The following is a 21,062-nucleotide window of genomic DNA, read 5'->3' as shown; positions in this document are numbered from 1 at the left end:
TAAAAAAAGAGTTGAGTAACAGCAATAACCTATTGGCTAATTATGTATTAGCCTATTGGCTATTTTTAATGATGCGCTCATATCGAGAAGACAAATGGAACAAATCAACTTGATTCCACCCGAAGTAATGGCAGAAATAAATAATCATAAAAATACTAAACTGCCAGACAACACTTTGAAAATGCTGCAAATTCTCGCTAGTTTAAATACTCCTAAAGAATTGTTAGCAACTCTATTAGAAATAGCCGAATTTTCCATACACCATATTCGCTATTTAGCAGGTCCATTGGTTATTCATGGCAATTCTTGGAGTGATACTATTCCTCAATGGCTGAAGTTTGCCTGTATTCAAGACAGGTTAGAACTAATTTGCAATGAGTATGAACAAAATCAAGTTGGTAAGTATGCCACAGCTACAGAAGTTCTGACTTACATGATGCCTGCAACTTACGAAGCACCTTTGCATCGAGATTACGCTGATCTTTATCTTTGGGTAGGCAATGAAGTTTTAACTAAATACAATAAATTACCAAAAGATTGCCAGAGTTTTTATGAATTTATTGATGGTACTACGAGTGATACTAGCAATAAATCCATCATTCATTTTCAGCAGGTAAAGAATGATTTTCACGATATTAGTCACTCAATTCGCCGCAGCATAGTTAAACACGCAGCACAAGAAGGATGGGGTAAACGTCGTGTTAATTCTAAGTCTAAATTAGACTCAATTGAAAATACTCCTCATCCTGAATCTTCATCGAATTCATCTGTACAAATGGACTTATTTTAGAGTTACCAATAATCCTCAGTCTCGAACTTCTAGTTTTAAACTGAGGATACATTGGCTTTACCAGATTTCATCACTTTTGGCTCAATTAATGAATTTCCAACGATACAAGAAGTAAAGATTCAAGAAGGTTTCACCCCACTTTCATGAAAGTGTCCGCATTCTATAAATATCTAAACAGATATTTTTGTTTCTCACAAGCAGTCCACAAATGGCGCACCACCCACAATTAATGAAATACTCGAAATCTACAAATATTGTAATGCTCTAAGTCTCATTGAATCGTGTTGATTGAAAGCAAGTGCAATGGAAGCTATTGCTTCGTTGTTTTTGATAATCAAATCTCAATTTAGTCACTATGAATATTCAACAAATTCAAGAAAGGTTAAATTATCTCATCCTGGTAATTACAGCATTCTCTACCATTATCATGCTTGTTGATTTTCTGGTGGGATTAGTGCATTTATGGCATCAAGTCGCTCTGAATGTCGAATCTTGTACTGCCCACAAAACATCTGAGCAATCAAACATTGAACCTATTGATACCACAAATAGCAATCTCAATATTGAACAAGAAAATTATCATCCATCTGCTCACTATAATTATACTTCAAATAGTTCTCTCAATGTTGAAAATGACAATGGCAATCAATCAAATGATAGCACTTCTGGACAACCAGAACTTGAACTCAATAATTCGGTTACTCTTAACATAGATAAAATTGATTTACGCACAGCCAGAAAAATTGCCAGTGCCATTAAAAAAGTTTCAAAACCCAAGTCTGACTTAATTATCAAACAAACAGTTAACGGTAAAAGCGTTCCTTTAGCTTGGTTGCAAGCACAGATTAAAAATCGCTTAGAGATTGCCCCAGAAATTGTTAAGCCAATTATTCAAGAATTAGCTCCTACTGCCATTCATAATTCTCAACAGGATATCCAGCATCATCAAGTTGTACAAACAACTAAACATCAGCGTTAAATTAGTTAATTGAATCAAGTTACAAAGAGAGGAATATTTCATATAAACCTCTCTTTAACACAGTTTTTGGCTTTAATTACTAATTACGAATTAATTTAATTATTTTTATCAAACAATACCCGCTAATACTTATAGCTAAAAACCCCAATTAATAAACCCTATGACTTACTCTCCAGAATACACTTTAGTCAAAGATATTCCCACTCTCAAAAACGTTATCAAACCTTTGTTTCATGCAAAAATATTAGCCTTAGATTGTGAAACAACAGGACTCGATCCTTTAACTGACACAATTAGATTAATTCAAATAGCTGCACCCAATTACCCAGTTGTACTAATTGATTTACCAGCTATATCTGTGCGCGATAGCGCAGAACACAATCGTGAAAGTAATCAACTACACTGCACCAGAGGTGGACGCAGTGAAATTTATCGTTTGCTCCTCAAAAAACTCTTCTGCAATTCTGCTGTAAAAATTGCTCATAATGCCAAATTTGAATGGCAATTTCTCACTCAAGCCGGACTTCAACCTTTTGGATATTTCTTCGATACTCAACTTGCTTACCAAGTTTTAAATGCGGGCATTAAAACCAGTGCATCTTTAGAAAATATCACTCGTAAGCTGTTACGTATCCAACTAGATAAAACATTACAAACCAGCAATTGGCATCAACATCTGACTCCAGCACAATTACAATATGCTGCTACAGACGCTGCTATTTTACTTGACCTTTACCCGATTTTAGTCAAAAAATTAACACAGGCGAAATTGCTAAAAATTGCCCAACTGGAATTTCATTGTCTGCCTGTTGTCGCCCAAATGGAACTCAATGGAATGTTGTTTGATTTGTCTAGATGGCAAACGCTGGGTGCTTCTTTAGAAGCTGATAAAATAAATGCACTTCAACAGTTGAAACAATTGCGTTTGGCTGGTAAATCTCAACTATCACTGTTACCAGAACTAACGGATACTGTTAATCCGAATTCACCCCCACAAGTATTAGCCTCTCTCCAAGCTATGGGTATTCCAGTACAATCAACTAATCAAAAAGATTTAGTCCCTTTAGCCAATGAATATCCTATTATTAAGGCTCTTTTAGACTATCGCCACCTTGCCAAAATTACTACTACTTTTACTGATAGTTTACCTAAACACATTCACCCCAAAACTGGGAGAATTCACCCCAATTACTATCAACTAGGAGCAAGGTCTGGGAGATTTTCCTGTCGTCACCCACCATTGCAAACCATTCCACGTCATGCAGCAGCTCGAAATTGTTTTATTGCTGCACCTGGCTATCAAATACTTACAGCTGATTATTCGCAAATCGAATTAAGAATAGTAGCTCGTCTCTCTGGTGATGCTAAGATGCGCCAAGCCTACCGTCAAGGTGCTGATTTACACAAACTTACGGCTGCTTTGGTAACTGGTAAGCTGATCACGGAGGTTACTGAGGAAGACCGCAGACTGGCTAAAGCAATTAATTTTGGTCTGATTTACGGTATGGGGGCTGCCAAACTTCGTATCTATGCTGAAACTAAGTATGGTGTGACTATGACACTCGATGAAGCTAAGGCTTTTAGAAAGCGGTTTTTTGATGCTTATTCTGGTGTGACTAAGTGGCATGAAACGATTAAGCAAGCATATTTGCGGGGTGTTAAAGAAAGTCGGACTTTAGCTGGGAGAAGACGGAGATGGGCTGATAAACCCAGATTAGCAGAAATGCTTAATCATCCTGTGCAGGGGTTAAATGCAGATATTAATAAGTTGGCGATGGTGAAGCTGGTTAAACCGTTAACTAGGACTAATGCAAGGTTGATTTGTGTTGTTCATGATGAAATTGTCCTGGAATGTCCAGAGAATGACGTTGAGCGAGTGAGAAAAATGCTACACAGATGTATGGTTGCTGCGGCTCTTAAGTTTCTCAACCCTGTGCCTGTGGTAGTAGATATTACAGTAGGTGATTCCTGGTAAGTTGGCGGAACTTAGACAAAAAATGTCTTGACGCTCCTTGCACTATAGCTACAGTGTACACACAAGTACTATCTGCAAGGGTTTTAGGCGTTATAGACCCCTTAAATTGTCATTACGAGCGGAGCGAAGTAATCACATCATCCCGTGGTTTTTGCGATCGCTCCGTCGTTCCTCCTCTCTACGAGACGCTAACGCAATGACAGGCTTCCAGAACGATCGCAAAACCTCAAGCTAGATGACGAAACCAAGCACTAGTAGGAATTTTAAGACTTGTGTGTACACCGTAGTCGCACTATAGAGGGACGGGGTATTACGGCAATCTGATAAAATCAACGTAAATTCTGTTAAATTTAACTAAAATTTAATGGCTAAATAGCAGTTTATCCGTGGCAATGAACCCCTACGCTATCCTTAATCAGAGCAAATATCAACGTGTAAGTGATGGCATGAGCCGACCCTTGCTAGAAAACTGCGAGACTGCCTCACATATCCTTATTTTAGTTTGGCCACAACTTGGAGATTTTGATAGTCTTGAATATGCGTGGTGGTTGCAGCGTGAAGCTAAAAAGTTGACAGACAAAAAACTCGCTATTCGTGCAGTGGGAATAGGCAATCTCGCCTCTGGCACAAAATTCTGTGAATATACAGGATTTCCGCCGGAAAATTTATTTGTTGAACCTGATGGAGAATTACATCGCCAACTCAATCTCTATTCTGGTCTGAATTTTTCTCTCCCTGGGCTTGCTGAGTCTGGGAAAGCTTGGCTAAATCTAATTTTGATGTGTGCAGGGATTGGTAGTCCGGGAACGCTGGCTGAAGTTTTTCGGGGATACAAGGGAGACCGCCTTGCCCCTCAACTCATTGGAGATGATGAAATCATTCAAGGTACTCCTCTGCCTGCTTTCCAAGGCTCGTTTTTCCAATTAGTCGGCGGCAGTGGCTTTCAACGCCCCTTTGAATTAGCTACTCTGCGGCTACGGAATATGGTGGAAGTCCTCAGAAATTGGCAGACTTATGTACCGAATTCTGCCTACTTAACTCAGCGCGGTGGCACTTTTTTGTTTGATCGCAAAGGTCAGTTACTTTACGAACATCGAGATCCAGGAATTCTCGGCTTTGCTGCTAATATGAGCCAACCCCTATCATTTTTATCCTTAATTGAAAACTGTGCGTAAACTAAGGAGATGCTGGATAATCGCGTTGGAGCATATATGATAAGCTTTTTCAGATTTTATTTCAGTGATTGCCCTGATTTCTGCTTCATACCAAAGATGGTTAATCACCATCGAAATTTTCGCTCGCTCTCCTGAATAGAGATATCATTAATGCTGGCAAAACGCCGCATCATCAGCCCGTTTTCGGCAAATTCCCAGTTTTCATTGCCATAGGCGCGATACCAAGAACCAGAATCATCGTGCCATTCATATTCAAATCGCACCGCAATCCGATTATCCATAAAGCACCAGAGTTCTTTTTTTAAGCGGTAGTCTAGTTCTTTTGCCCATTTGCGTTGAAGAAACTCTTTAATAGCGGTTCGTCCACTAAAAAAATCGGAGCGATTCCGCCACTGAGAATCTTCCGTGTATGCCAGGGCAACCCGCTCTGGATCACGGGTATTCCAAGCATCTTCAGCCGCTTGGACTTTGGCTTGAGCAGTTTCTAAGGTAAACGGAGGCAGAGGGGGTTTAGTTTCCATGAAGCCATGTTCCTGAATCTGTGTGCAGCTTAATAGTTATTTCCTATACTCGATTAATCATAAGACCTCGCGGTAAGTGGGAAACTCAGACACTTCAGTGCTGAGAGGGATGGTTCGACGCAGATCACCAGCCGCGACACGGGCAGTTCGACAAGCTCACTGACCACGGTTTTAACCGCATTGAATCTTTTAATTTGAGTAGCCATAACCATCTTTTTTGTGGATAGTTTTACAGGTTTTATAACTAATTCCTTGGACTAATCCATTTCTAGTTGAGATATTGAAACTTCCTGTCGCGCGAGTAGCAATTCTTCCAATATATTCGCCAATTTTTTTACCAGTTTTGACGACTGATTTAACGATGTCTCCTGTTTGAAAACCAAAATGAAATTTAGTTCTAGAACAGTGACGATTTGGGAATCCATGTTTGTCAGTTCTGCAAGATTGTCTAGTGCCGTGACCATTAGCTGTAATTAGCAATGGTTTAACACCTTTGATATTGAGAATTGGAGTTGATTGACCAACACAAGCCGCGTCAATCCAGTGAGTTTTCTCTAGTTTCTGTTGACTACGATTGAATTTAGTTAAACCTCCTGAACCCGTTTCTACAGGTAATCCAGTCGCTTTCAAAACGAATAGTAATATAAAACGAGTTGTGTTTACTGCGGCTGCATCAGCCAGTGGTCTTTTTGCTTGTTTCAAGATTTTTTCCAATTTTGATGGATCTTTTTTGAGGAAATCTTTGATATCTTTCGTTCCTTTTTTGGTGTTACATTGTTCACAACTTAAAGCGAGGTTTATAATTGAATCACTACCACCCTTGGCTCGTGGATGAATATGCTCTACTTGAACAGGACTTACGCAACTGGCATAAAGAGTGAGAGGTGAGTGCGCGGCAAAATAGATCATAGAAAACTGTAAACGCCTGTCCTGATCTCACTTTTAATCATACTCCTCATGAAGACAGTATAACCTAGTGATATCTTATATCATTGAAGGCTAAATGAGTGGCACAATTGGTCTGGAAACTGTGAAGTAGCAACCTGGATATTACCTGAGTTACAAATATTTAAAACGCCAATTCTCACGACAAATATCATAAGTAATAAAAATATGATTATCCTACTTTGAGTGAGATAATAATAGGTATCTTTTAATAGTTGCTTGATGATTGTATATGAAATTCACGAAACTGGATTATTGTCATTACCTACTCAGTAGTCAAATTAACTATACAATCACTAATTTAGCAGAGCATTTGCAAAATATTAGTCATGATAAAATTAATTACTATTTAAGAAAAGAAAAATTAACACCTCGTTTACTGTGGGATAATGTAAAAAATTTAATTGTCCCTGATGAAGATGCTTATATCATCTTTGATGATACAGTTTTAGATAAAAGATTCTCAGAAAAAATAGAAATAGTCCGAAGACAATACAGTGGTAATGAACATGGTATTGTTAGAGGAATAGGAATAGTTAGTTGCATATATGTGAATCCTAAAACTCAAAATTTTTGGGTGATTGATTATCGGATTTTTGATCCTCAGAACGATGGTTTAACCAAGATAGACCATGTTAAAAATATGCTGCAAAACCTTGTATATCAAAAGCTTATCCCATTTGAGACTGTTTTAATGGATACGTGGTATGCAGTAAATAATTTAATGCTTTATATTGAGAGTTTAGATAAAATTTACTATTGTCCTTTGAAGACTAATCGTTTAGTTGATGATACTTTCGGCAAAGAAAAATATAAAAATATTGAATTATTAGAATGGAGTAATGAGGATTTAGAATGTGGTAAAATAATAAAAATCAAAGCGTTCCCTGCTGACAAAAAAGTGAAATTATTCCGGGTTACTATCTCTACCGATAGAACGGATTACGTCGCAACTAACGATTTATCTCAAAGTTCTACGGATGTTGTACAACAGGTGTGTAAAATCCGTTGGAAAATAGAGGAGTTTCACCGAGAAATTAAACAATTGACTGGCATTGAATCATGTCAATGTCGTAAAGCACGTCTTCAAAGAAATCATATTGCTTGTGCTATGTTGGTTTGGCTGAGATTAAAAAATTTAGCCTATCAAACAGGTCAAACTATTTATAAAATCAAGCATAATTTACTGTCTAATTATCTAATTCAGCAATTAAAACGTCCAGATGTTCATATGTCTTTGATTTGATTTCAATGACTACGTGGCTTCGCTCAGTCACGCTGTTATTTTGTGCCAGTTGCGTAAGTCCTGTTGAAAAGGAACGTCTTTCACTCCACAGTAGGCACATTGTCTATTCCACTTTTCTAGTAAGTATTCTCTGGTTTCGTAACCAGCTAAAGTTCCTTGTTGATATTCCCTACCTTGAATATCAGGATTAGCCATTAACTGCATATCAAACCGTACCAATTCTTGACTAATCGCCCCAATTAGTGCAAATTGGCGCAACTTCTTAACCCAAGTTTTGATATTCTCAACCCGACTTTGTAAGCTCGGTGCTAACCATCCCTTTGGGCGGGTTCTATTCAAGAATCTTGGTTGTCTGTAACGAGTTTTTCTGGTACGTCTAGAACGTCTTAATTGTCGTCTAGAAGTTAAAGCATCTCGAATTGCAAAACCTCTGTGCTTTAATTCTGCTGCAAATACAACTTCACCAGTAGCATCGTTGATTAATGCTATTCCTGTATGCTTTGCTCCGGGGTCAATCTTTAATCTTAGAGGTGATATCGAAGAATCTGGGCAAGCTTCTTTTAAGATAATTGTGAAAGGAAAACGTCTAAAAACTGCTGCGTTACCATTTCTTAATAGTTGTCTAGCTTGGGCTGAATGAATTGGATTTAATGGTCGTTTGTCGGTATCAATTACAAATATTTTGGACATAAAGTCCCTCCTTGCAGGTAATGTTAGCTTCGTCAATGTTTTAAGAGCTTGTTAGGCTTGCAACACTGTTTCAGTGACTTTGAAACTGTTTAATCACAAGCGACAGAGCAGGGAACTAGCTACGCATTCCAGGGTGTCGTGACTCAAAAAACGTAGTCAGTGAAGACTTAGACTGGTCAGTACAGCTTGCAATTTCTTACAAGCTCAGTCCCTTTAGGGCTGAGTTACTGACTTCTTACCAAGAACCAGTATGAGCGAGAAAGGGTGAGAATTCAGGATTTGACCAACGGAGGGGAAGACTACCTTCCACCCGATATCCCTGCTCAACATAGAAGCGTAACAATCGCTCTGCCCCTCGATATCTGCTAATTTCAGCCCCTTCCCAAATTACTTTGGCAGTGCCTGTGAGGTAAAGCAAATTACCCTGAGAAAAATCTACAAACAGTAATCCTGCACGGGGATTTAACTCCAAATTACCGAAGGTATTAAAGTGACAATTGCCTGAAAAGTCAGGAATAGTCAAACTGCAATCTTCGTCCACCCGCACGAAACCCGCTTTGCCACCTCGATGGGAAACATCTACACCTCCAGCCACACCCGCCGATTCGTCTTGATAGGCAGTGGCAATGAAAAATGTATCAGCCTCCCTAATCATGGCTTGTTCTACTGCTCCCAAGGTTATTACCTGATGAACTGGTTTGGGCGCTGCGGCCTCATACTCGTCTAGCTCAAACATCCGGGACTGAATGTATTGGGGACAGTTACCAAAGCTTTGCCCCACCTGCACCTCAAAGCCATCTGCATGAGTTTGTATGACTGTCCCATTTAGACGATTCCGGCGACGAGAGTGTAGTTCAATGCCGAGAAAGCCAATGTTAATGCCGGCGGCGAGTGTGGTTGTCAGAGGATCGCCAAAGAGCGGTTTGGACACAATCTGCACGGTACGACTATCAGAAGTGGAAATAAAGCCCGGTTTTCCCACTAGAATCGAAGCCCAAAGATTATCGGCTGTATCAACTGTTCCAACAATTACTAATGGCAGTTGGGCAAAAAATTGCCGATGCTGATCGGGGAGATAGTCTCGAATCACTCGCCGTCCTTGCTTGTCTATCTGCTCCTGCGCTCCAAATCTAGCCTGAATTGCCAGTTCACCTGCGTGAAAGGGTGATTCGGTACGTGACCAGCCTGGGTTTGCCATCGTGTTTTGCTCCTGAAATTAAAGAAACTTCTACCGTAATTCAGATAAGATCACCTTGCTGATCGCTCTTCCAAACTCTAATAAGCTATGTGCCTTTGCTAGATTTGTGATATTCAAGATTATGGCTAACATTTGTCTAGATTCCTAACATGGGAATATAACCAGGGAGTTGTTTAACCCGTTCAATCCAATTCAAAACATGAGGATAGGCATCAAGTTCAATCTTGCCATCTCTTGCTAGAGCAATATAGGGATAGATAGCAACATCAGCGATTGTAGGATGCTCAAATTCTAACCAATTGCGTGTACTTAAATGCTGCTCAAGTTGCTTGAGAATAAATTCGGCTTTTTGCGTTGCCCGTTCAACATTGATGTTAGTTCCAGCCCCAAATAAATAGTAGAGACGAGCATTTTCTGGACCTTGACGCACTTCACCCGCAGCCGTTGACAACCAACGAATTACCTGTGCCATTGGTAGTGCATCCACAGGTAGCCACTGTTCACCGCCATATTGTCGTGCTAGATATACGAGAATTGCTTGTGCATCAGCAAGTGTTGTTTTTCCATCTACTAACAAAGGCACTTGTCCAAAAGGATTGATTGCCAGGTATTCCGGTGACTTATGTTCACCCTTCATCAAATCAACTCTGACCCATTCATATTCAAGATTTAGCAGTGATAACATTAAACGGGCTTTGTAGCTGTTACCAGAGATTTCGTGACCATGTAACTTAATCATTGTTTTTCCTTCAGTATGTATTGATTAAATAACGGCTGGAATTGTTGCTAGAGATGGTAGATGAATATTTACCAGAGGCGATTCCTACGGAGCGCTGAGTGCTTTGCACTCCCGTCAGGGATACGCTATCGCCTAGTACACAACGGCGGAAATCAACCAACGGCTCGACTGAGCTTCGCCGAACGTCCATTAAAAATCCCTATAAAGCCTATGTAATCTGCTTTTTTAATTTTTAATTATCAATTTTTAATTCCGAGAAAGCGGTACTAGTGTCTTCTGTGCGGCGAATATCATGCCAGATTTGGGTGGCTGCCAAAGCGCCGTGGCAATTACCAATATTCCAGGTTTTGCCAGGGTAAGCAGTCGGCTGACAATAATTCACGTTCTAAGGGAAATAGCAAAGATAAGAACCAAAGCTGATCCTGACAAACTCGGTTATTTGTCTTGATCTGAGGAATGTTGCCTGGCGTGGGGTTCATATCTGTAACCTCTGGGAAGCTTATTTAGTGTACCGTTCGTTCGGTATGCAATTACTGTACCGTTCGTTCGATATAATTGTCAATAGATAAATTCCTCTTTTTTGCCAATGTCTAAACAAACCTATGTGCCAACTCTGCTCAAACTGTTTCGCCAATATGGTTATGAGGGTGTAACGCTCTCCAAAATTGCCCAAGCAACGGGGCTGGGGAAAGCCAGTCTCTACCATCACTTCCCAGGTGGTAAGGCAGAAATGGCTGCTGCTGCTCTGGCTCAGGTTAATCAGTGGCTAGAGGCGAGTATTTTGCAGATCCTTGATAGTCAGGAAAAACCTATCGACAAATTTCAGTCCATGTGTGAGGAAACGAGTCGCTTTTTCAATGCGGGGCAAAATTCCTGCCTATGGGCAGTTTTGGTGATGGAACAATCGAGTGATGATCTTTTTCACTCACAGATTGGTTGGGCATTTTCTCAATGGATTGAGGCGATCTCTAAAGTCCTTATCACCGCAGGATTGGATGAAACTTTAGCAAAGGAACGCGGAGAAGATGCCATGATCGCCATTCAAGGCGCATTGATTCTTTCCCACGGATTGCGAGATTTTGCTCCATTTCAGCGAATAATTAAACAATTACCGCAACAACTCTGTCGGGATATTCAAAGCTGACAGAATGATTGTTCTTGTGAAGACATCAAAAAGGGGGTAGTTAGGCGAATTGGGAGAGCGATTTTATCTGATGGGGTGACAAAAGAGGTATTAAAAAACCAGTGCTTGCTACCACGTCTTTTGCTCAATCCTCAATTCTTGTATCGCTTTCTTATTTGCCAAAATTGACAGGAGAAGGATAATTCCACTGCACAGGATCTAGATGATAGTAACGTTGTAGTTGCTGATAAACTGCCGGATAATGAGATAACAATTGGTGTGGTTTTTCAAAGAAAGTCTCAGTCGCTACAGCAAAAAATTCTGCGGGATTTGTTGCACCATAACTATCTATGACATTATTGACTCCTTGGAGAACATCGTTACAAAGTTGTTGATATGCTTCGCTCATCACTTTAGCCCAAATCGGATAGTCAGAATTGCGTTGTAAAATCGGTACACCTTCAGCTTTTCCATCTTCTTGATCTAACTGATGGGCAAATTCATGGAGGATAACATTATGCCCATCTTGCCAATTAAAAGTATCCTGTTTTATCTGTTCCCAAGACAATATTAACTGGTCTTTTGTCCATGATTCCCCTAGTCTGGCTACACGCTTTTCCTCAACAACATAATTATCAATAGCAGTTGTTTCCTTGACAACATACGCACTGGGATAAATTAGAATTGAACGCAATTTTGGGAAGTATTCTCCTCGTTCATTAAGTAGAAGTAAACAGGCAACAGCGGCAATAATCAGTTTCATTTCTTCTGTCACTTGTAAACCTCTACAGCCAATAAATTGCTTTTCGGTTAAAAATACTTGAATATGTCCTTGAAGTCGCCTTCTTTCATCTGATGATAGATAGAGATATATAGGAAGATTATTCTCAATAACGGCATTCCAAAGTGGAGGAAAAGGGCGACGTTTGAGACTGTTTCTTCTCCTTTTAATGAAAAGGGGATTAACTAAAATTAACGTGATGATTAACCCAATAATGACAAAGACAATAATTGTTTCAATCATTGATTGTTAGTCGCATTACTGCCATATTTTATAAAAATTTAAAATCATATATAGGAATCATATTTAATTACTGAAAACCTCAGTACATTTTCCGTATTCACTCTCTACACAGATAATTTCATAAATCAAATGCTAATTATATATTAGCTAAATTATTGAGGATAATACCAGCTTATTCAAATAACTCCCGATGTTGATAAGCAAACGGTGAAACATCCTGACTCGACACAGGTTGAGCATAAATAGCCTGATTGCGAATAGCTTGCATCTGTTCTGATTCTCGCTCCATAGCTGGAGTAAAGAGCGATCGCTGTTTCAACAAATCCTCAAACTCAATTCGCCCTGCTCTACCTTGAGCAAAAGCGTTCTCAGCACAACGACGCACAGCATTACCAATTTCGGCTGGAGTACAAATCCTATACTCAGTCAATAACCTGCGCCATTGCTCATCACTCCAAGGTGAATTATCACCTGGAAAAGCTGGAAAATACTTAGCTAAATGCAAATTGAAAACTTCGTATCTTGCCCCCTCATGGGGTAAATCCACAAAAAAGATATCATCAAAACGACGTACTAATTCCGCAGGTAGCATTTCTAGACGGTTGATAGTAGCAATGGTATAAACAGGCTCTTGATGCTCCTGCATCCACGTTAACAACGCCGCAGACAAACGCCGGGCTATACCTCCATCTGCATTCGAGTCCCAACCTGCAAAACCTTTATCAAAATCATCCCAGTAGAGAACGCAGGGAGCAAGGGATGTTACCAAAGCAATAAATTCCTTTAAAGCTCGGTCAGGATGAGTGCTACCCAATAGTACACCCCAATTAGCAGCTAACAGTGGCAAGCCCATTTTCTTAGCTGCTAACTTGGCAGATAAACTTTTACCAGTACCCGGTGGTCCCCATAACAACATTCCTGTAGGAAACTGCAAATTATATGTTTGTGCTTCTGGTTGTAGTAAATAAGTAATAGTCTCCAACCTTGTTGCCAATAAATCTAACCCCGCAGATGAAGGGATATCCGGTTGGGCAATGTACTCTAAACCCCGTCCCTTGAATTTGTTAATTTTATGCTCAAGAACTAATTGGGCGATATCCTCAAGCTGCAAAGCAAAACCTAAACATTGTTTCAGTAGCCTATTTATCTCACCCCTGGGTAAACCTTGACAGGCACGAATTAGCAATTGCAATGCTTGGTTTGTTGAAACTGTGTTTGAGCAAGGATAGCCATTACCTAAAGCCGAATGCAAACAATTATCAAAAAACTGCTGTACAATCAATTGCACCTGCTCTTGATTTGGCAGTGGATTAGACAACACCGGAATAAAAGGCTGTAATTCTAGAGGTAGCTGAACGTAAGTTTCTAGTAACACCCAATAATTATCTTGCTGACTCCACAAAGCTTGATGATAAGCATTCAATAATTGATAACTCAGTTTTTGATTAATTTGGCTACCATTATCTTCGGTGAGCATCCCCTCTAACAAATAAATACCTGGTTGATAGTCTGACAAAAGATACTGAAGAATATCCTCATTGTTACCCCTATCTGTTGACTGGAAAATGTACTGACCTTGATGCTGAATTAATTGCTGTAGTTCGCAGTAACCGGGATTCCAGAGAAAAACTGACAAAGACCGTTCCTCACCCCAATGGTAAAACTGCTGTAAAATCTGCATTCTGTCAGGGGTATGATATTCCACAGCCACAATTGCCGTATTTTGGTTAGCTAAGGCAGTCCAATCTGTCAACTTCATTAATCTTGTTTGAACAACATACTTCCTCCTTATAGAGTAAATTGATTACTGATGCCTTAGCCTTATGGACAATTATCAGTATCCAGCAGACTATGTTTTTTATTTGAGCAATAGCGATATCTTCAACGCAACGTAGGGTAGTCAATAATCATATTCACAAAGTCTATCTGATTAGGATTGCTATATGATTAAGTTAATCAAATTAAACAGATAAATAAATGCGTAAACAAGTTATCGAATATACATCTCCACTAGATGCGTTGATTGCCCTTACCAAACAGTTAAATGTTTATGAAATCAAGTTCCAAATGAGTTCAGAAGATTTTTTTGCCAAATATAGCCAAGGAGAAACTTCTGATGATGAAGTGTTTGTCGAATGGGCAGGAAATTATCAGCATTATCTAGCTTTACACCAAGAAATAACCAGCAAACTCCAAGATGTCGCGTAAACTTATCCAAACGTATTTAGATGAAACTGAGCAACTTTTACTCAATTGCTCTAATGCATACATTGAGGAATATAGTGCAGTCATTTTAACGACAGAGCGGGCTAATCTCCGCATTAGGATACGTTTTGCGATTAGATATTTACTAGCAGTCAGTGAAGCCTTTGTTGTTGTAGATAATCAGATTAAATATATTGATTACCGCTATCACTTTCAAGATGAGCAAAATAGTCTGATTTTTCGTTATGACAGTACACCACACTTTCCCAACTTGCCTAGTTTCCCCCACCATAAACATCTTTTTAACAACGTAATTGCTTGCCAAAAGCCACATCTAGCTGATGTTTTACAAGAAGTGATGGGGTGGCTCATATAGTCATTTTGGCTTTTGATGATAGCTCTGTAAATCCCTGTCTAGCGACCAAATAAACACTTCACTCATGGGGAAAAGTTTACACGATTTATTAAATTCTTCAATAATGCTGAGATCCCCGAAGCTTGTTCCTTCTTGTTTATCAGGGGCTTTGTTTTTACCAGCCAGATCAGGAAACTGATCAATCCACAACATTATTTCTGTTGTGTTTGGAAATGTAGTAGTTCGCCAGGGAGCTACGCCTGTAAATGCTTCTTTAACTTCTTTAACAAAACGTAGGGCTGTTGTCCTTCGCATTGTGCCGTCGCCGTTTTGGGCAATATGGTTGCCTGTTTCGAGAATGGTCGCCATAGGCAACAAAAAAGTACAGCCCGATTGAGCATAGGTCTGAAAATCTTCGAGAACTGATGCTCTATGTTGATTATAGTTAGGAACGTTGAGTATTTCCAGGAATATGCTGGTATCAATCAGGCAAATACTACTCATTGTCGTACTCCTGCAAACGAGACAGCCATGCCAGAGCCTGCTGTTTTCTATCTTCAGGTGTATGGGGTGACTTAACGAACCTATCCACTACCCCAGCAGTTACCAGTTGTCCCAATGGTCCTTGCGATATGAGACTGGGGAAATCGTACATATCCCCAAGCCTGATCAGGCGACTATTTCCTTGATTCCCTTCTTCTGGATCTCGGAAACAAAAGACTACATCGCCTAAAGCCGCATCGGGTAAAGCATCCATTAAGGCTGGGTTGTGTGTGGAAAGCAGCACTCGTAATTTACGCCGCTCGGCAATATCTCGGATGCTAGACAGTAGATGCTTGGCACGGTTGGGATGAACGCCGTTGTCAATTTCTTCAATAACTACCAAACTTCCTTCGGTTGCCGATAGCATAGCAGATGCGATCGCTAATACCCGCAATGTGCCATCTGATAACAATGCGGCTTCACAATAGCGGCGGGTATTACCAAAAGTTTCGGCTAGTCGCACCATGACTTCATCCCGTGGACCAACAAGGAAATCTAGCCCATCTATAGCCTGTTCTGGTAAACTCTGAATAAAGTTGAGAATTGCTTGTTGATTTTCCGGTTGATTCTCCCACAAGCGATAAAGAACGCTGGACAGATTAGTACCATCTTCTTGTAATCGCTTATCAGATTTGAAGCTGTACTCGCGCATTTTGGCGGGAACGGGATCTAGAAACAGGATATTCTGTAAGACTCGTTGATATTCGCGGACTGTCTCCGGAATTATCTTTTGGGAATTTTCATATTTGGCATCAAAACGGGCAGGGCTGTCTAATTGCACAAAGATAGCCATTTGATCACTGCACGTTATTCGTGGCTTGTTCTTTCCTTTGGTAAAATTGTTATACGCGACACTAACATCAGTATTTATCCCTTCAGAAGGCTGATTTAGCTCATATAGCGGGACTGAATTTGTCGAGTCAACAATTCGTTCGCTACTGATATGCAGTTCTCCATCACGCACATTCAGAGTTATATTGAGTTCGTTCCACTCTGTTGAGTCTAAACGGCAACCGATAGTAAAACTTGATTCTCCTCGATGGCATAAATCATTGACTCGACCACGTACAACTCGCTCGGCGCTATTCACTGCATATTGAATACTAGAGAGTTTTTGCCCTTGTGCCAGCCATGACAGAAACCGCAAACCTTCCAGGGCGTTACTTTTACCTGCGGCATTAGCTCCTATTAGGACAGTCAGAGATCCTAGAGGCAATCGGCTCTTCGACAGGTGGGATAGCGAGTCTGTCGAACTGTTCAGAGTTGCGCTTGTACTGTAACTTTTAAAATTGGCGAGGGTAAATTCGGTTAGCATAGTATTCATATCATAATTATCCTCAAAATGCTCGATTTTATAGGGAAGCAAAGAGGAGATGGGAGCAAATACATTCGTCAGTCTTCGCTCTTGTTGCTTCTGTTTAACTTTTTACTTTTTTACGGCTTTATTGAGTATGAATAAGCATAATTTATCGTAATCCTAAATAAAATGTGAATGCCTTATGTTGACTGTTTTATGATTCAGTATGGCTACGCCTCGCCAGCTATGATAACTCAAATCGGATTGCTATATCACCAGAATAATCTGCTTGTTTATTTGGATATTTGCAAGTGTAAATAGTATCAGAGCCAAGATAGATTTGAAACCTCAATCAGGAAATTGGAAGTAAATGGAAATGAAAGCCGCGATTGCGGCAAGGAGGTGAAAAATTCACCTTCTTAAAGGAGGAAAGTTAAATGGCAATCGCCAAAACTCATACTAACGGCAATACTCGCAACACAGCTAACAGTAAAACATCAGCGAAAGCAAATAATACAGCTTCCGCAACTAAATCAAAAGCAGTAAAGGCTTCACCACAACAGGAAGCATCAGCCTTATTGAAGGAATTGCGAAATTTAATCTTCAAAGAATATGGGATTAAATTACAGCTACGGGACTCCAGAATTTCTACTAAAGTCGGTCATGCAGCCCGTGAAAAACTCGGACTTGATATTGCCGCTCAAGTCAAAAAGAAAGGTGGTAATAAAAAATTTGATTGGCAGAAATGGAACACCAAATTATTTCCTAAATTATTTGGACAACCAGATACACTCCAATATGCACCAGAAGTAGTTGCCATCTTCATGAGTATGCTGTACGACACAATCAGCACCGACCCAGAACAAGCAATAGCTGATTTGGTTGAATTCAACCGTGCATCACTAGAACGTCGCAATTCTTTCCAAGAACAAGAAGAGGAAGAACTTGATGATTTGGATGACGAACTTGACGAGGACTTGGACGAAGATTTAGATGAGGATGATGATGACGAACTCGATGAAGACTTGGATGAAGATGACGATTTAGATGAGGATGATTAATTGATTCTTAGCAATTGGCATAATCACAGGGCTATTTCATTCTAAAATCTGACATTTTATGTATTTACGAGAATGCGTCATTTTGGGCTTCAGGGATTCTATCTCACGATAGCTGAAAATACCTAAATTCGTTGGTTAAATATAGAATGAAATAGCCCTGGGCATAATCATAACTCAAAATAACCATGTATTGCCAACAATACAGGTTATTTTTCCTGAATTTGAACAAGAAAATCCTGAAATTGAATAAATCTCATTTCGTAAAAACTTTTAGTAAGTAGTCGGATAAAATTAAATTCATTCGTTCAGAGAGGGAACTCTTAACAGAGAAATCAGTTGTGTAACTCATTCTGTCGCATTACTTAAAATTTGTGAATTTACAGACTGAATCTAGTAAATATAGTCATCGACAAGGTGATTAAAACATCAAGTGCATCCCTTCGGAAAGTATTAGGTTCTGATAAAACTTTCATTCTATCACCTACGATAATACATTGCACACAATCAACGAATTGAAATTACAGTGAATTGCATCTTTCGATGCTGTTTCTATGAGAAAAATCGAAAATATCAAGGAGTAATTCTCATGGTTAGCACTCGTAAAACCACCAAATCAGCACGTAAAATTGTCAAGCACATTCCGGCTTTAAAGCGTGTTGCTTACTTATCAGGAGAAAGTCCACTTGATGGTAATTGAGGTATTACGGGAAGAATCGGGTAGAGAATTAGCAGCTACCGCCCGATTTAATGAACAAGAGTTTGATTGGGACAAACACAATACTCAATTTCGTAAGGACTACATAAACACACCGTTGAAAGAATTAATCAATTATGCCCGCCTACTTTACGGCTTGAATAATCTGGACGAAATTCGAGATAGACGTGCTGCTCATAAAGCTGCTCGCTCTAAACGCATGGACGGACTTCATGGTTTAAGTAACAACTCTAATGACTGGATAGATGACGATTTTGACCAAGATGAAGATGACGAAGATTTAGAAACTGAAGATTAATTATCATGCCCCGAATTATCTGCATCGGGGCATTTTGATTTTCCACATATCTAATCCCAACAGCAGAATTGAAGACAATAATTGCCAGTGAATTCCAGCACGCAAAGAGTGAATTTTAATTTGGAAGGCATCTGTCGATGCTATGTCTGCGAGATGTAAGTAATTTGTTAATCCAAGGAAAATTGTATGCAACGTAATCAGCCCCAGACCAAAGCTTTGAAAAAAGTCATGGAATCTCAGAAACAGGAAAATCCAAGGAAACGGAAACTCCAGCAGCAACAAATCAAAGCTTTAGAAAAGGTCATGGGATATCCAGACAAAGTACGGTTAATGGTACTGGAAGTTTTGCGAGAAGAAAGTGGACGAGAACTCGCTGCCAAAGCACGGTTTAATCAAGAAGAATTTGATTGGAACGAACACAATACAGAGTTTCGCCAGGACTATGCTGATACTTCCATAAATGAACTGTTAGCTTATGCTAAACGTTTCTATGGATTGAAAGATTTGGATGCAGTACGCGAACGTCGCAAAGCTCACAAACAACAACGTACAGCTAGATTTGCTGAAGCATCTTAAGTATCTGCTGCTCAAAACAGCACCCCACTTAAATGTGGGGTAACTTTTTTGCCCACCCACCCTAACCCGTAAAAACTAGTTATCCTGCTGAAAAATTACTTTTTTTTCGTAGGTAGAGGCTCACAACCAACACCACCAAAGGTGGCAATTGTTGGACTAGAAAACTGATTAGTCATCAACCGGTCAATCTGCTGGTTAGATAGTTGAGTTGTGTTAACTTCAATTGTTGGTTTCTTTCCTGTTTTATTCACATAAATCAGGAGATCCGCCCAATAAAACTGCTGCTGGGAAGGTTGAGAATATTCAGGATAACAGCCTTTAGAGCTAATTGCTAATTTATGATCTACAGCAGACATTGCTGCCAGAGGAATACCTGTCTGAACCAATTTCGCTTCTTCTACTGGTCCCCACAAACGCAGATTGTGCTTGATACAGCGTTTCCCATCTTTAACTGGAGCAATGATATTACCACAAACCTTTACTTCAACATCATACATTGGTGGATAATTAGGTACAGAGGGAGTCTGTGCTTTGGCTATATTGCTTTCACTTTTTCCACTTTTATCCACAGTATTAGGGGTACAAGCCGCTAGAATTATTCCTATTACTAATAGCCAAGTTGCACGAGGTTTGTAACTCATCTTTTATTTCACTCCTATTTCACAATTAAACAACTAACGATTATTTTTTGATTGAGAGACAAACTTACGTTGATTGGCAGGTTGTGTCCAAAGAGTACAAAAACCTGATACTGCTTTTCTGCTGCTTGCTCCTATTTCCAGTGTCACTCCCAAGCGTTTCACTTCCTTAGTACAAGCCAATTGACCAGCACTATCTCGACTCAATAAATCTCGATTCCATTCCATAAAATTGCGAGCAAACTTGCCTTCATTCGTAATTGCCCATTCCAAGGCATTAGCTTCTTGTTGAGTCAGTTGGCGTGAACCAGTTGGGTCTAAATTGCTAGATTGATACCAAAGCATTCCCCATACACTGAGAACTCCACCCACTGCTGCGGTAATCAATAAGAGTATTCCAGCTGCAATTAATGATGGAACTGAATGAATGGCACGCTCGAATTCTGTATGCTTAATTAATGTCGTGACTGCGTGAGCGATCGCTTTCTGCTGTCCTTTGACTGCTGCTTTTTCATAGTTTTGCAGATGGTCATAAAGCTGCGTTTGCCACTGGTCAAACATTGACTCCATTTCTTGAGGACTGTCTTCCAATAACACTTGTAGTCTGCCAGTAGCAATCATCATCAGAAATGCGGGGTCATCAGGGTCTAATCCAGTTTGCACTACTATTTCCCAAACCCTAGCTTTGAAAGCATCATCCTTACCGCGAATGGCTAAATCGAGTAAAGTTGGGTAAGGAATTCGGCTTAAACCTTTACCTCTAGCAGCGACTGAATCCAGAAAATCATCATCTAAATCGAGTTCTTCAGTATCAGAATTCCTCATAAGATAACTCCGTAATTAAGTGGAAAACGAGCCAATCTATGGATAGAGCCACGCTTTGCTATTAGACCGGAGAGTGTCGGTGGAAGGATAATTTTGCCGGAATGGCTTGCTTATGCTTCCAATTCACTTCGGCAACATTATGGG

21 protein-coding genes and 2 pseudogenes are annotated in these 21,062 nt (G+C 39.8%); 11 read left to right on the top strand and 12 right to left on the bottom strand.

Features of this window, described 5'->3' with window-relative positions:
* Positions 1–94 precede the first annotated feature (94 nt).
* The 4 genes from ACSQ6I_RS27875 (at position 95) to ACSQ6I_RS27860 (ending at position 4,919) form a co-directional block, all read left to right on the top strand.
* The gene (locus ACSQ6I_RS27875; RefSeq protein ID WP_438893400.1) at positions 95–790 is read left to right on the top strand and encodes a hypothetical protein; all 696 of its coding nucleotides are present in this window, start codon (positions 95–97) and stop codon (positions 788–790) included.
* 355 nt (positions 791–1,145) lie between these two features.
* Positions 1,146–1,769 (top strand): hypothetical protein, encoded by a 624-nt coding sequence (locus ACSQ6I_RS27870; RefSeq protein WP_438893399.1) that lies wholly within the window; start codon positions 1,146–1,148, stop codon positions 1,767–1,769.
* Between the two features lie 160 nt (positions 1,770–1,929).
* Complete coding sequence (locus tag ACSQ6I_RS27865; RefSeq protein ID WP_438893398.1) at positions 1,930–3,744, top strand: bifunctional 3'-5' exonuclease/DNA polymerase; 1,815 nt, start codon at positions 1,930–1,932, stop codon at positions 3,742–3,744.
* A gap of 392 nt (positions 3,745–4,136) precedes the next feature.
* Complete coding sequence (locus tag ACSQ6I_RS27860; RefSeq protein ID WP_438893397.1) at positions 4,137–4,919, top strand: peroxiredoxin-like family protein; 783 nt, start codon at positions 4,137–4,139, stop codon at positions 4,917–4,919.
* 104 nt (positions 4,920–5,023) lie between these two features.
* On the opposite strand, the gene ACSQ6I_RS27855 is transcribed toward ACSQ6I_RS27860, so the two are convergent.
* Both ACSQ6I_RS27855 and ACSQ6I_RS27850 read right to left on the bottom strand, forming a co-directional pair.
* Positions 5,024–5,440 carry a DUF1348 family protein gene (locus tag ACSQ6I_RS27855; RefSeq protein WP_438893396.1) on the bottom strand — a complete coding sequence of 139 codons (417 nt, stop codon included), beginning with the start codon at positions 5,438–5,440 and terminating at the stop codon, positions 5,024–5,026.
* A 189-nt stretch (positions 5,441–5,629) separates the two neighbouring features.
* A pseudogene (locus ACSQ6I_RS27850) lies at positions 5,630–6,295 on the bottom strand (HNH endonuclease); the annotation flags it as partial.
* Between the two features lie 322 nt (positions 6,296–6,617).
* Here ACSQ6I_RS27850 and ACSQ6I_RS27845 point away from each other — a divergent pair.
* Positions 6,618–7,631, top strand: a complete 1,014-nt coding sequence (locus tag ACSQ6I_RS27845; protein WP_438893395.1) for an IS701 family transposase — start codon at positions 6,618–6,620, stop codon at positions 7,629–7,631.
* Positions 7,632–7,694: 63 nt separating this feature from the next.
* On the opposite strand, the pseudogene iscB reads toward ACSQ6I_RS27845, so the two are convergent.
* The 4 genes and pseudogenes from iscB to ACSQ6I_RS27825 all read right to left on the bottom strand — a co-directional run.
* Positions 7,695–8,321: pseudogene (iscB, locus tag ACSQ6I_RS27840) on the bottom strand (RNA-guided endonuclease IscB); the annotation flags it as partial.
* Positions 8,322–8,556: 235 nt separating this feature from the next.
* Complete coding sequence (locus ACSQ6I_RS27835; RefSeq protein WP_438893394.1) at positions 8,557–9,519, bottom strand: flavin-nucleotide-binding protein; 963 nt, start codon at positions 9,517–9,519, stop codon at positions 8,557–8,559.
* A 136-nt stretch (positions 9,520–9,655) separates the two neighbouring features.
* Positions 9,656–10,258 (bottom strand): glutathione S-transferase family protein, encoded by a 603-nt coding sequence (locus ACSQ6I_RS27830; protein WP_438893393.1) that lies wholly within the window; start codon positions 10,256–10,258, stop codon positions 9,656–9,658.
* Positions 10,259–10,490: 232 nt separating this feature from the next.
* Entirely contained in the window at positions 10,491–10,640 is a 150-nt protein-coding gene (locus tag ACSQ6I_RS27825; protein ID WP_438893392.1) for a hypothetical protein, read from the bottom strand.
* 204 nt (positions 10,641–10,844) lie between these two features.
* Here ACSQ6I_RS27825 and ACSQ6I_RS27820 point away from each other — a divergent pair, with 204 nt between their 5' ends.
* The gene (locus ACSQ6I_RS27820) at positions 10,845–11,402 is read left to right on the top strand and encodes a TetR/AcrR family transcriptional regulator (protein ID WP_438893391.1); all 558 of its coding nucleotides are present in this window, start codon (positions 10,845–10,847) and stop codon (positions 11,400–11,402) included.
* Positions 11,403–11,553: 151 nt separating this feature from the next.
* Here the strand turns inward: ACSQ6I_RS27820 and ACSQ6I_RS27815 are convergent, their stop codons facing one another.
* Entirely contained in the window at positions 11,554–12,405 is an 852-nt protein-coding gene (locus ACSQ6I_RS27815; protein WP_438893390.1) for a zinc-dependent peptidase, read from the bottom strand.
* Between the two features lie 172 nt (positions 12,406–12,577).
* The gene (locus ACSQ6I_RS27810) at positions 12,578–14,164 is read right to left on the bottom strand and encodes an AAA family ATPase (RefSeq protein ID WP_438893389.1); all 1,587 of its coding nucleotides are present in this window, start codon (positions 14,162–14,164) and stop codon (positions 12,578–12,580) included.
* 218 nt (positions 14,165–14,382) lie between these two features.
* On the opposite strand from ACSQ6I_RS27810, the gene tumA reads away from it, so the two are divergent.
* Positions 14,383–14,613 carry an antitoxin TumA gene (tumA, locus tag ACSQ6I_RS27805; RefSeq protein WP_438893388.1) on the top strand — a complete coding sequence of 77 codons (231 nt, stop codon included), beginning with the start codon at positions 14,383–14,385 and terminating at the stop codon, positions 14,611–14,613.
* Positions 14,603–14,986, top strand: a complete 384-nt coding sequence (tumE, locus tag ACSQ6I_RS27800) for a toxin TumE (protein ID WP_438893387.1) — start codon at positions 14,603–14,605, stop codon at positions 14,984–14,986. Before tumA ends, tumE begins: the two co-directional genes overlap by 11 nt.
* Here the strand turns inward: tumE and ACSQ6I_RS27795 are convergent, their stop codons facing one another.
* Positions 14,987–15,469 carry a hypothetical protein gene (locus ACSQ6I_RS27795; RefSeq protein WP_438893386.1) on the bottom strand — a complete coding sequence of 161 codons (483 nt, stop codon included), beginning with the start codon at positions 15,467–15,469 and terminating at the stop codon, positions 14,987–14,989.
* Positions 15,462–16,832, bottom strand: coding sequence for an AAA family ATPase (locus tag ACSQ6I_RS27790; protein WP_438893385.1), 1,371 nt, complete (start codon positions 16,830–16,832; stop codon positions 15,462–15,464). The genes ACSQ6I_RS27795 and ACSQ6I_RS27790 overlap by 8 nt, the downstream gene beginning before the upstream one ends.
* A 410-nt stretch (positions 16,833–17,242) precedes the next feature.
* On the opposite strand from ACSQ6I_RS27790, the gene ACSQ6I_RS27785 reads away from it, so the two are divergent.
* From ACSQ6I_RS27785 to ACSQ6I_RS27775, 3 genes are all read left to right on the top strand, one after another.
* Positions 17,243–17,866: a primosomal protein gene (locus ACSQ6I_RS27785; RefSeq protein WP_438893384.1), complete on the top strand. Its 624-nt coding sequence runs from the start codon at positions 17,243–17,245 to the stop codon at positions 17,864–17,866.
* 686 nt (positions 17,867–18,552) lie between these two features.
* A complete protein-coding gene (locus tag ACSQ6I_RS27780) occupies positions 18,553–18,879 on the top strand; it encodes a hypothetical protein (RefSeq protein WP_438893383.1) in 327 nt (108 codons plus the stop codon).
* Positions 18,880–19,065: 186 nt separating this feature from the next.
* Positions 19,066–19,455 (top strand): hypothetical protein, encoded by a 390-nt coding sequence (locus ACSQ6I_RS27775; RefSeq protein ID WP_438893382.1) that lies wholly within the window; start codon positions 19,066–19,068, stop codon positions 19,453–19,455.
* 95 nt (positions 19,456–19,550) lie between these two features.
* On the opposite strand, the gene ACSQ6I_RS27770 is transcribed toward ACSQ6I_RS27775, so the two are convergent.
* Positions 19,551–20,096 (bottom strand): hypothetical protein, encoded by a 546-nt coding sequence (locus tag ACSQ6I_RS27770; RefSeq protein ID WP_438893381.1) that lies wholly within the window; start codon positions 20,094–20,096, stop codon positions 19,551–19,553.
* Between the two features lie 33 nt (positions 20,097–20,129).
* Entirely contained in the window at positions 20,130–20,918 is a 789-nt protein-coding gene (locus ACSQ6I_RS27765; protein ID WP_438893380.1) for a DUF6753 family protein, read from the bottom strand.
* Positions 20,919–21,062: the final 144 nt, after the last annotated feature.

Source organism: Anabaena sp. WFMT (assembly GCF_051781005.1).
In the GTDB taxonomy this organism is placed as follows: domain Bacteria; phylum Cyanobacteriota; class Cyanobacteriia; order Cyanobacteriales; family Nostocaceae; genus Anabaena.
Note: the sequence above shows the minus strand (reverse complement) of the source record. Positions and strands in the feature narration are given on the sequence as shown.

Coding starts and splice junctions, on each gene's coding strand:
- ACSQ6I_RS27865 (WP_438893398.1), top strand. CDS start 1,930: ATGACTTACTCTCCAGAATACACTTTAGTCAAAGATATTCCCACTCTC.
- ACSQ6I_RS27815 (WP_438893390.1), bottom strand. CDS start 12,405: ATGATTGAAACAATTATTGTCTTTGTCATTATTGGGTTAATCATCACG.
- ACSQ6I_RS27770 (WP_438893381.1), bottom strand. CDS start 20,096: ATGAGTTACAAACCTCGTGCAACTTGGCTATTAGTAATAGGAATAATT.
- ACSQ6I_RS27775 (WP_438893382.1), top strand. CDS start 19,066: ATGCAACGTAATCAGCCCCAGACCAAAGCTTTGAAAAAAGTCATGGAA.
- ACSQ6I_RS27845 (WP_438893395.1), top strand. CDS start 6,618: ATGAAATTCACGAAACTGGATTATTGTCATTACCTACTCAGTAGTCAA.
- ACSQ6I_RS27835 (WP_438893394.1), bottom strand. CDS start 9,519: ATGGCAAACCCAGGCTGGTCACGTACCGAATCACCCTTTCACGCAGGT.
- ACSQ6I_RS27855 (WP_438893396.1), bottom strand. CDS start 5,440: ATGGAAACTAAACCCCCTCTGCCTCCGTTTACCTTAGAAACTGCTCAA.
- ACSQ6I_RS27785 (WP_438893384.1), top strand. CDS start 17,243: ATGGCAATCGCCAAAACTCATACTAACGGCAATACTCGCAACACAGCT.
- ACSQ6I_RS27790 (WP_438893385.1), bottom strand. CDS start 16,832: ATGAATACTATGCTAACCGAATTTACCCTCGCCAATTTTAAAAGTTAC.
- ACSQ6I_RS27860 (WP_438893397.1), top strand. CDS start 4,137: ATGAACCCCTACGCTATCCTTAATCAGAGCAAATATCAACGTGTAAGT.
- ACSQ6I_RS27810 (WP_438893389.1), bottom strand. CDS start 14,164: ATGAAGTTGACAGATTGGACTGCCTTAGCTAACCAAAATACGGCAATT.
- tumA (WP_438893388.1), top strand. CDS start 14,383: ATGCGTAAACAAGTTATCGAATATACATCTCCACTAGATGCGTTGATT.
- tumE (WP_438893387.1), top strand. CDS start 14,603: ATGTCGCGTAAACTTATCCAAACGTATTTAGATGAAACTGAGCAACTT.
- ACSQ6I_RS27780 (WP_438893383.1), top strand. CDS start 18,553: ATGGTAATTGAGGTATTACGGGAAGAATCGGGTAGAGAATTAGCAGCT.
- ACSQ6I_RS27795 (WP_438893386.1), bottom strand. CDS start 15,469: ATGAGTAGTATTTGCCTGATTGATACCAGCATATTCCTGGAAATACTC.
- ACSQ6I_RS27870 (WP_438893399.1), top strand. CDS start 1,146: ATGAATATTCAACAAATTCAAGAAAGGTTAAATTATCTCATCCTGGTA.
- ACSQ6I_RS27820 (WP_438893391.1), top strand. CDS start 10,845: ATGTCTAAACAAACCTATGTGCCAACTCTGCTCAAACTGTTTCGCCAA.
- ACSQ6I_RS27875 (WP_438893400.1), top strand. CDS start 95: ATGGAACAAATCAACTTGATTCCACCCGAAGTAATGGCAGAAATAAAT.
- ACSQ6I_RS27830 (WP_438893393.1), bottom strand. CDS start 10,258: ATGATTAAGTTACATGGTCACGAAATCTCTGGTAACAGCTACAAAGCC.
- ACSQ6I_RS27765 (WP_438893380.1), bottom strand. CDS start 20,918: ATGAGGAATTCTGATACTGAAGAACTCGATTTAGATGATGATTTTCTG.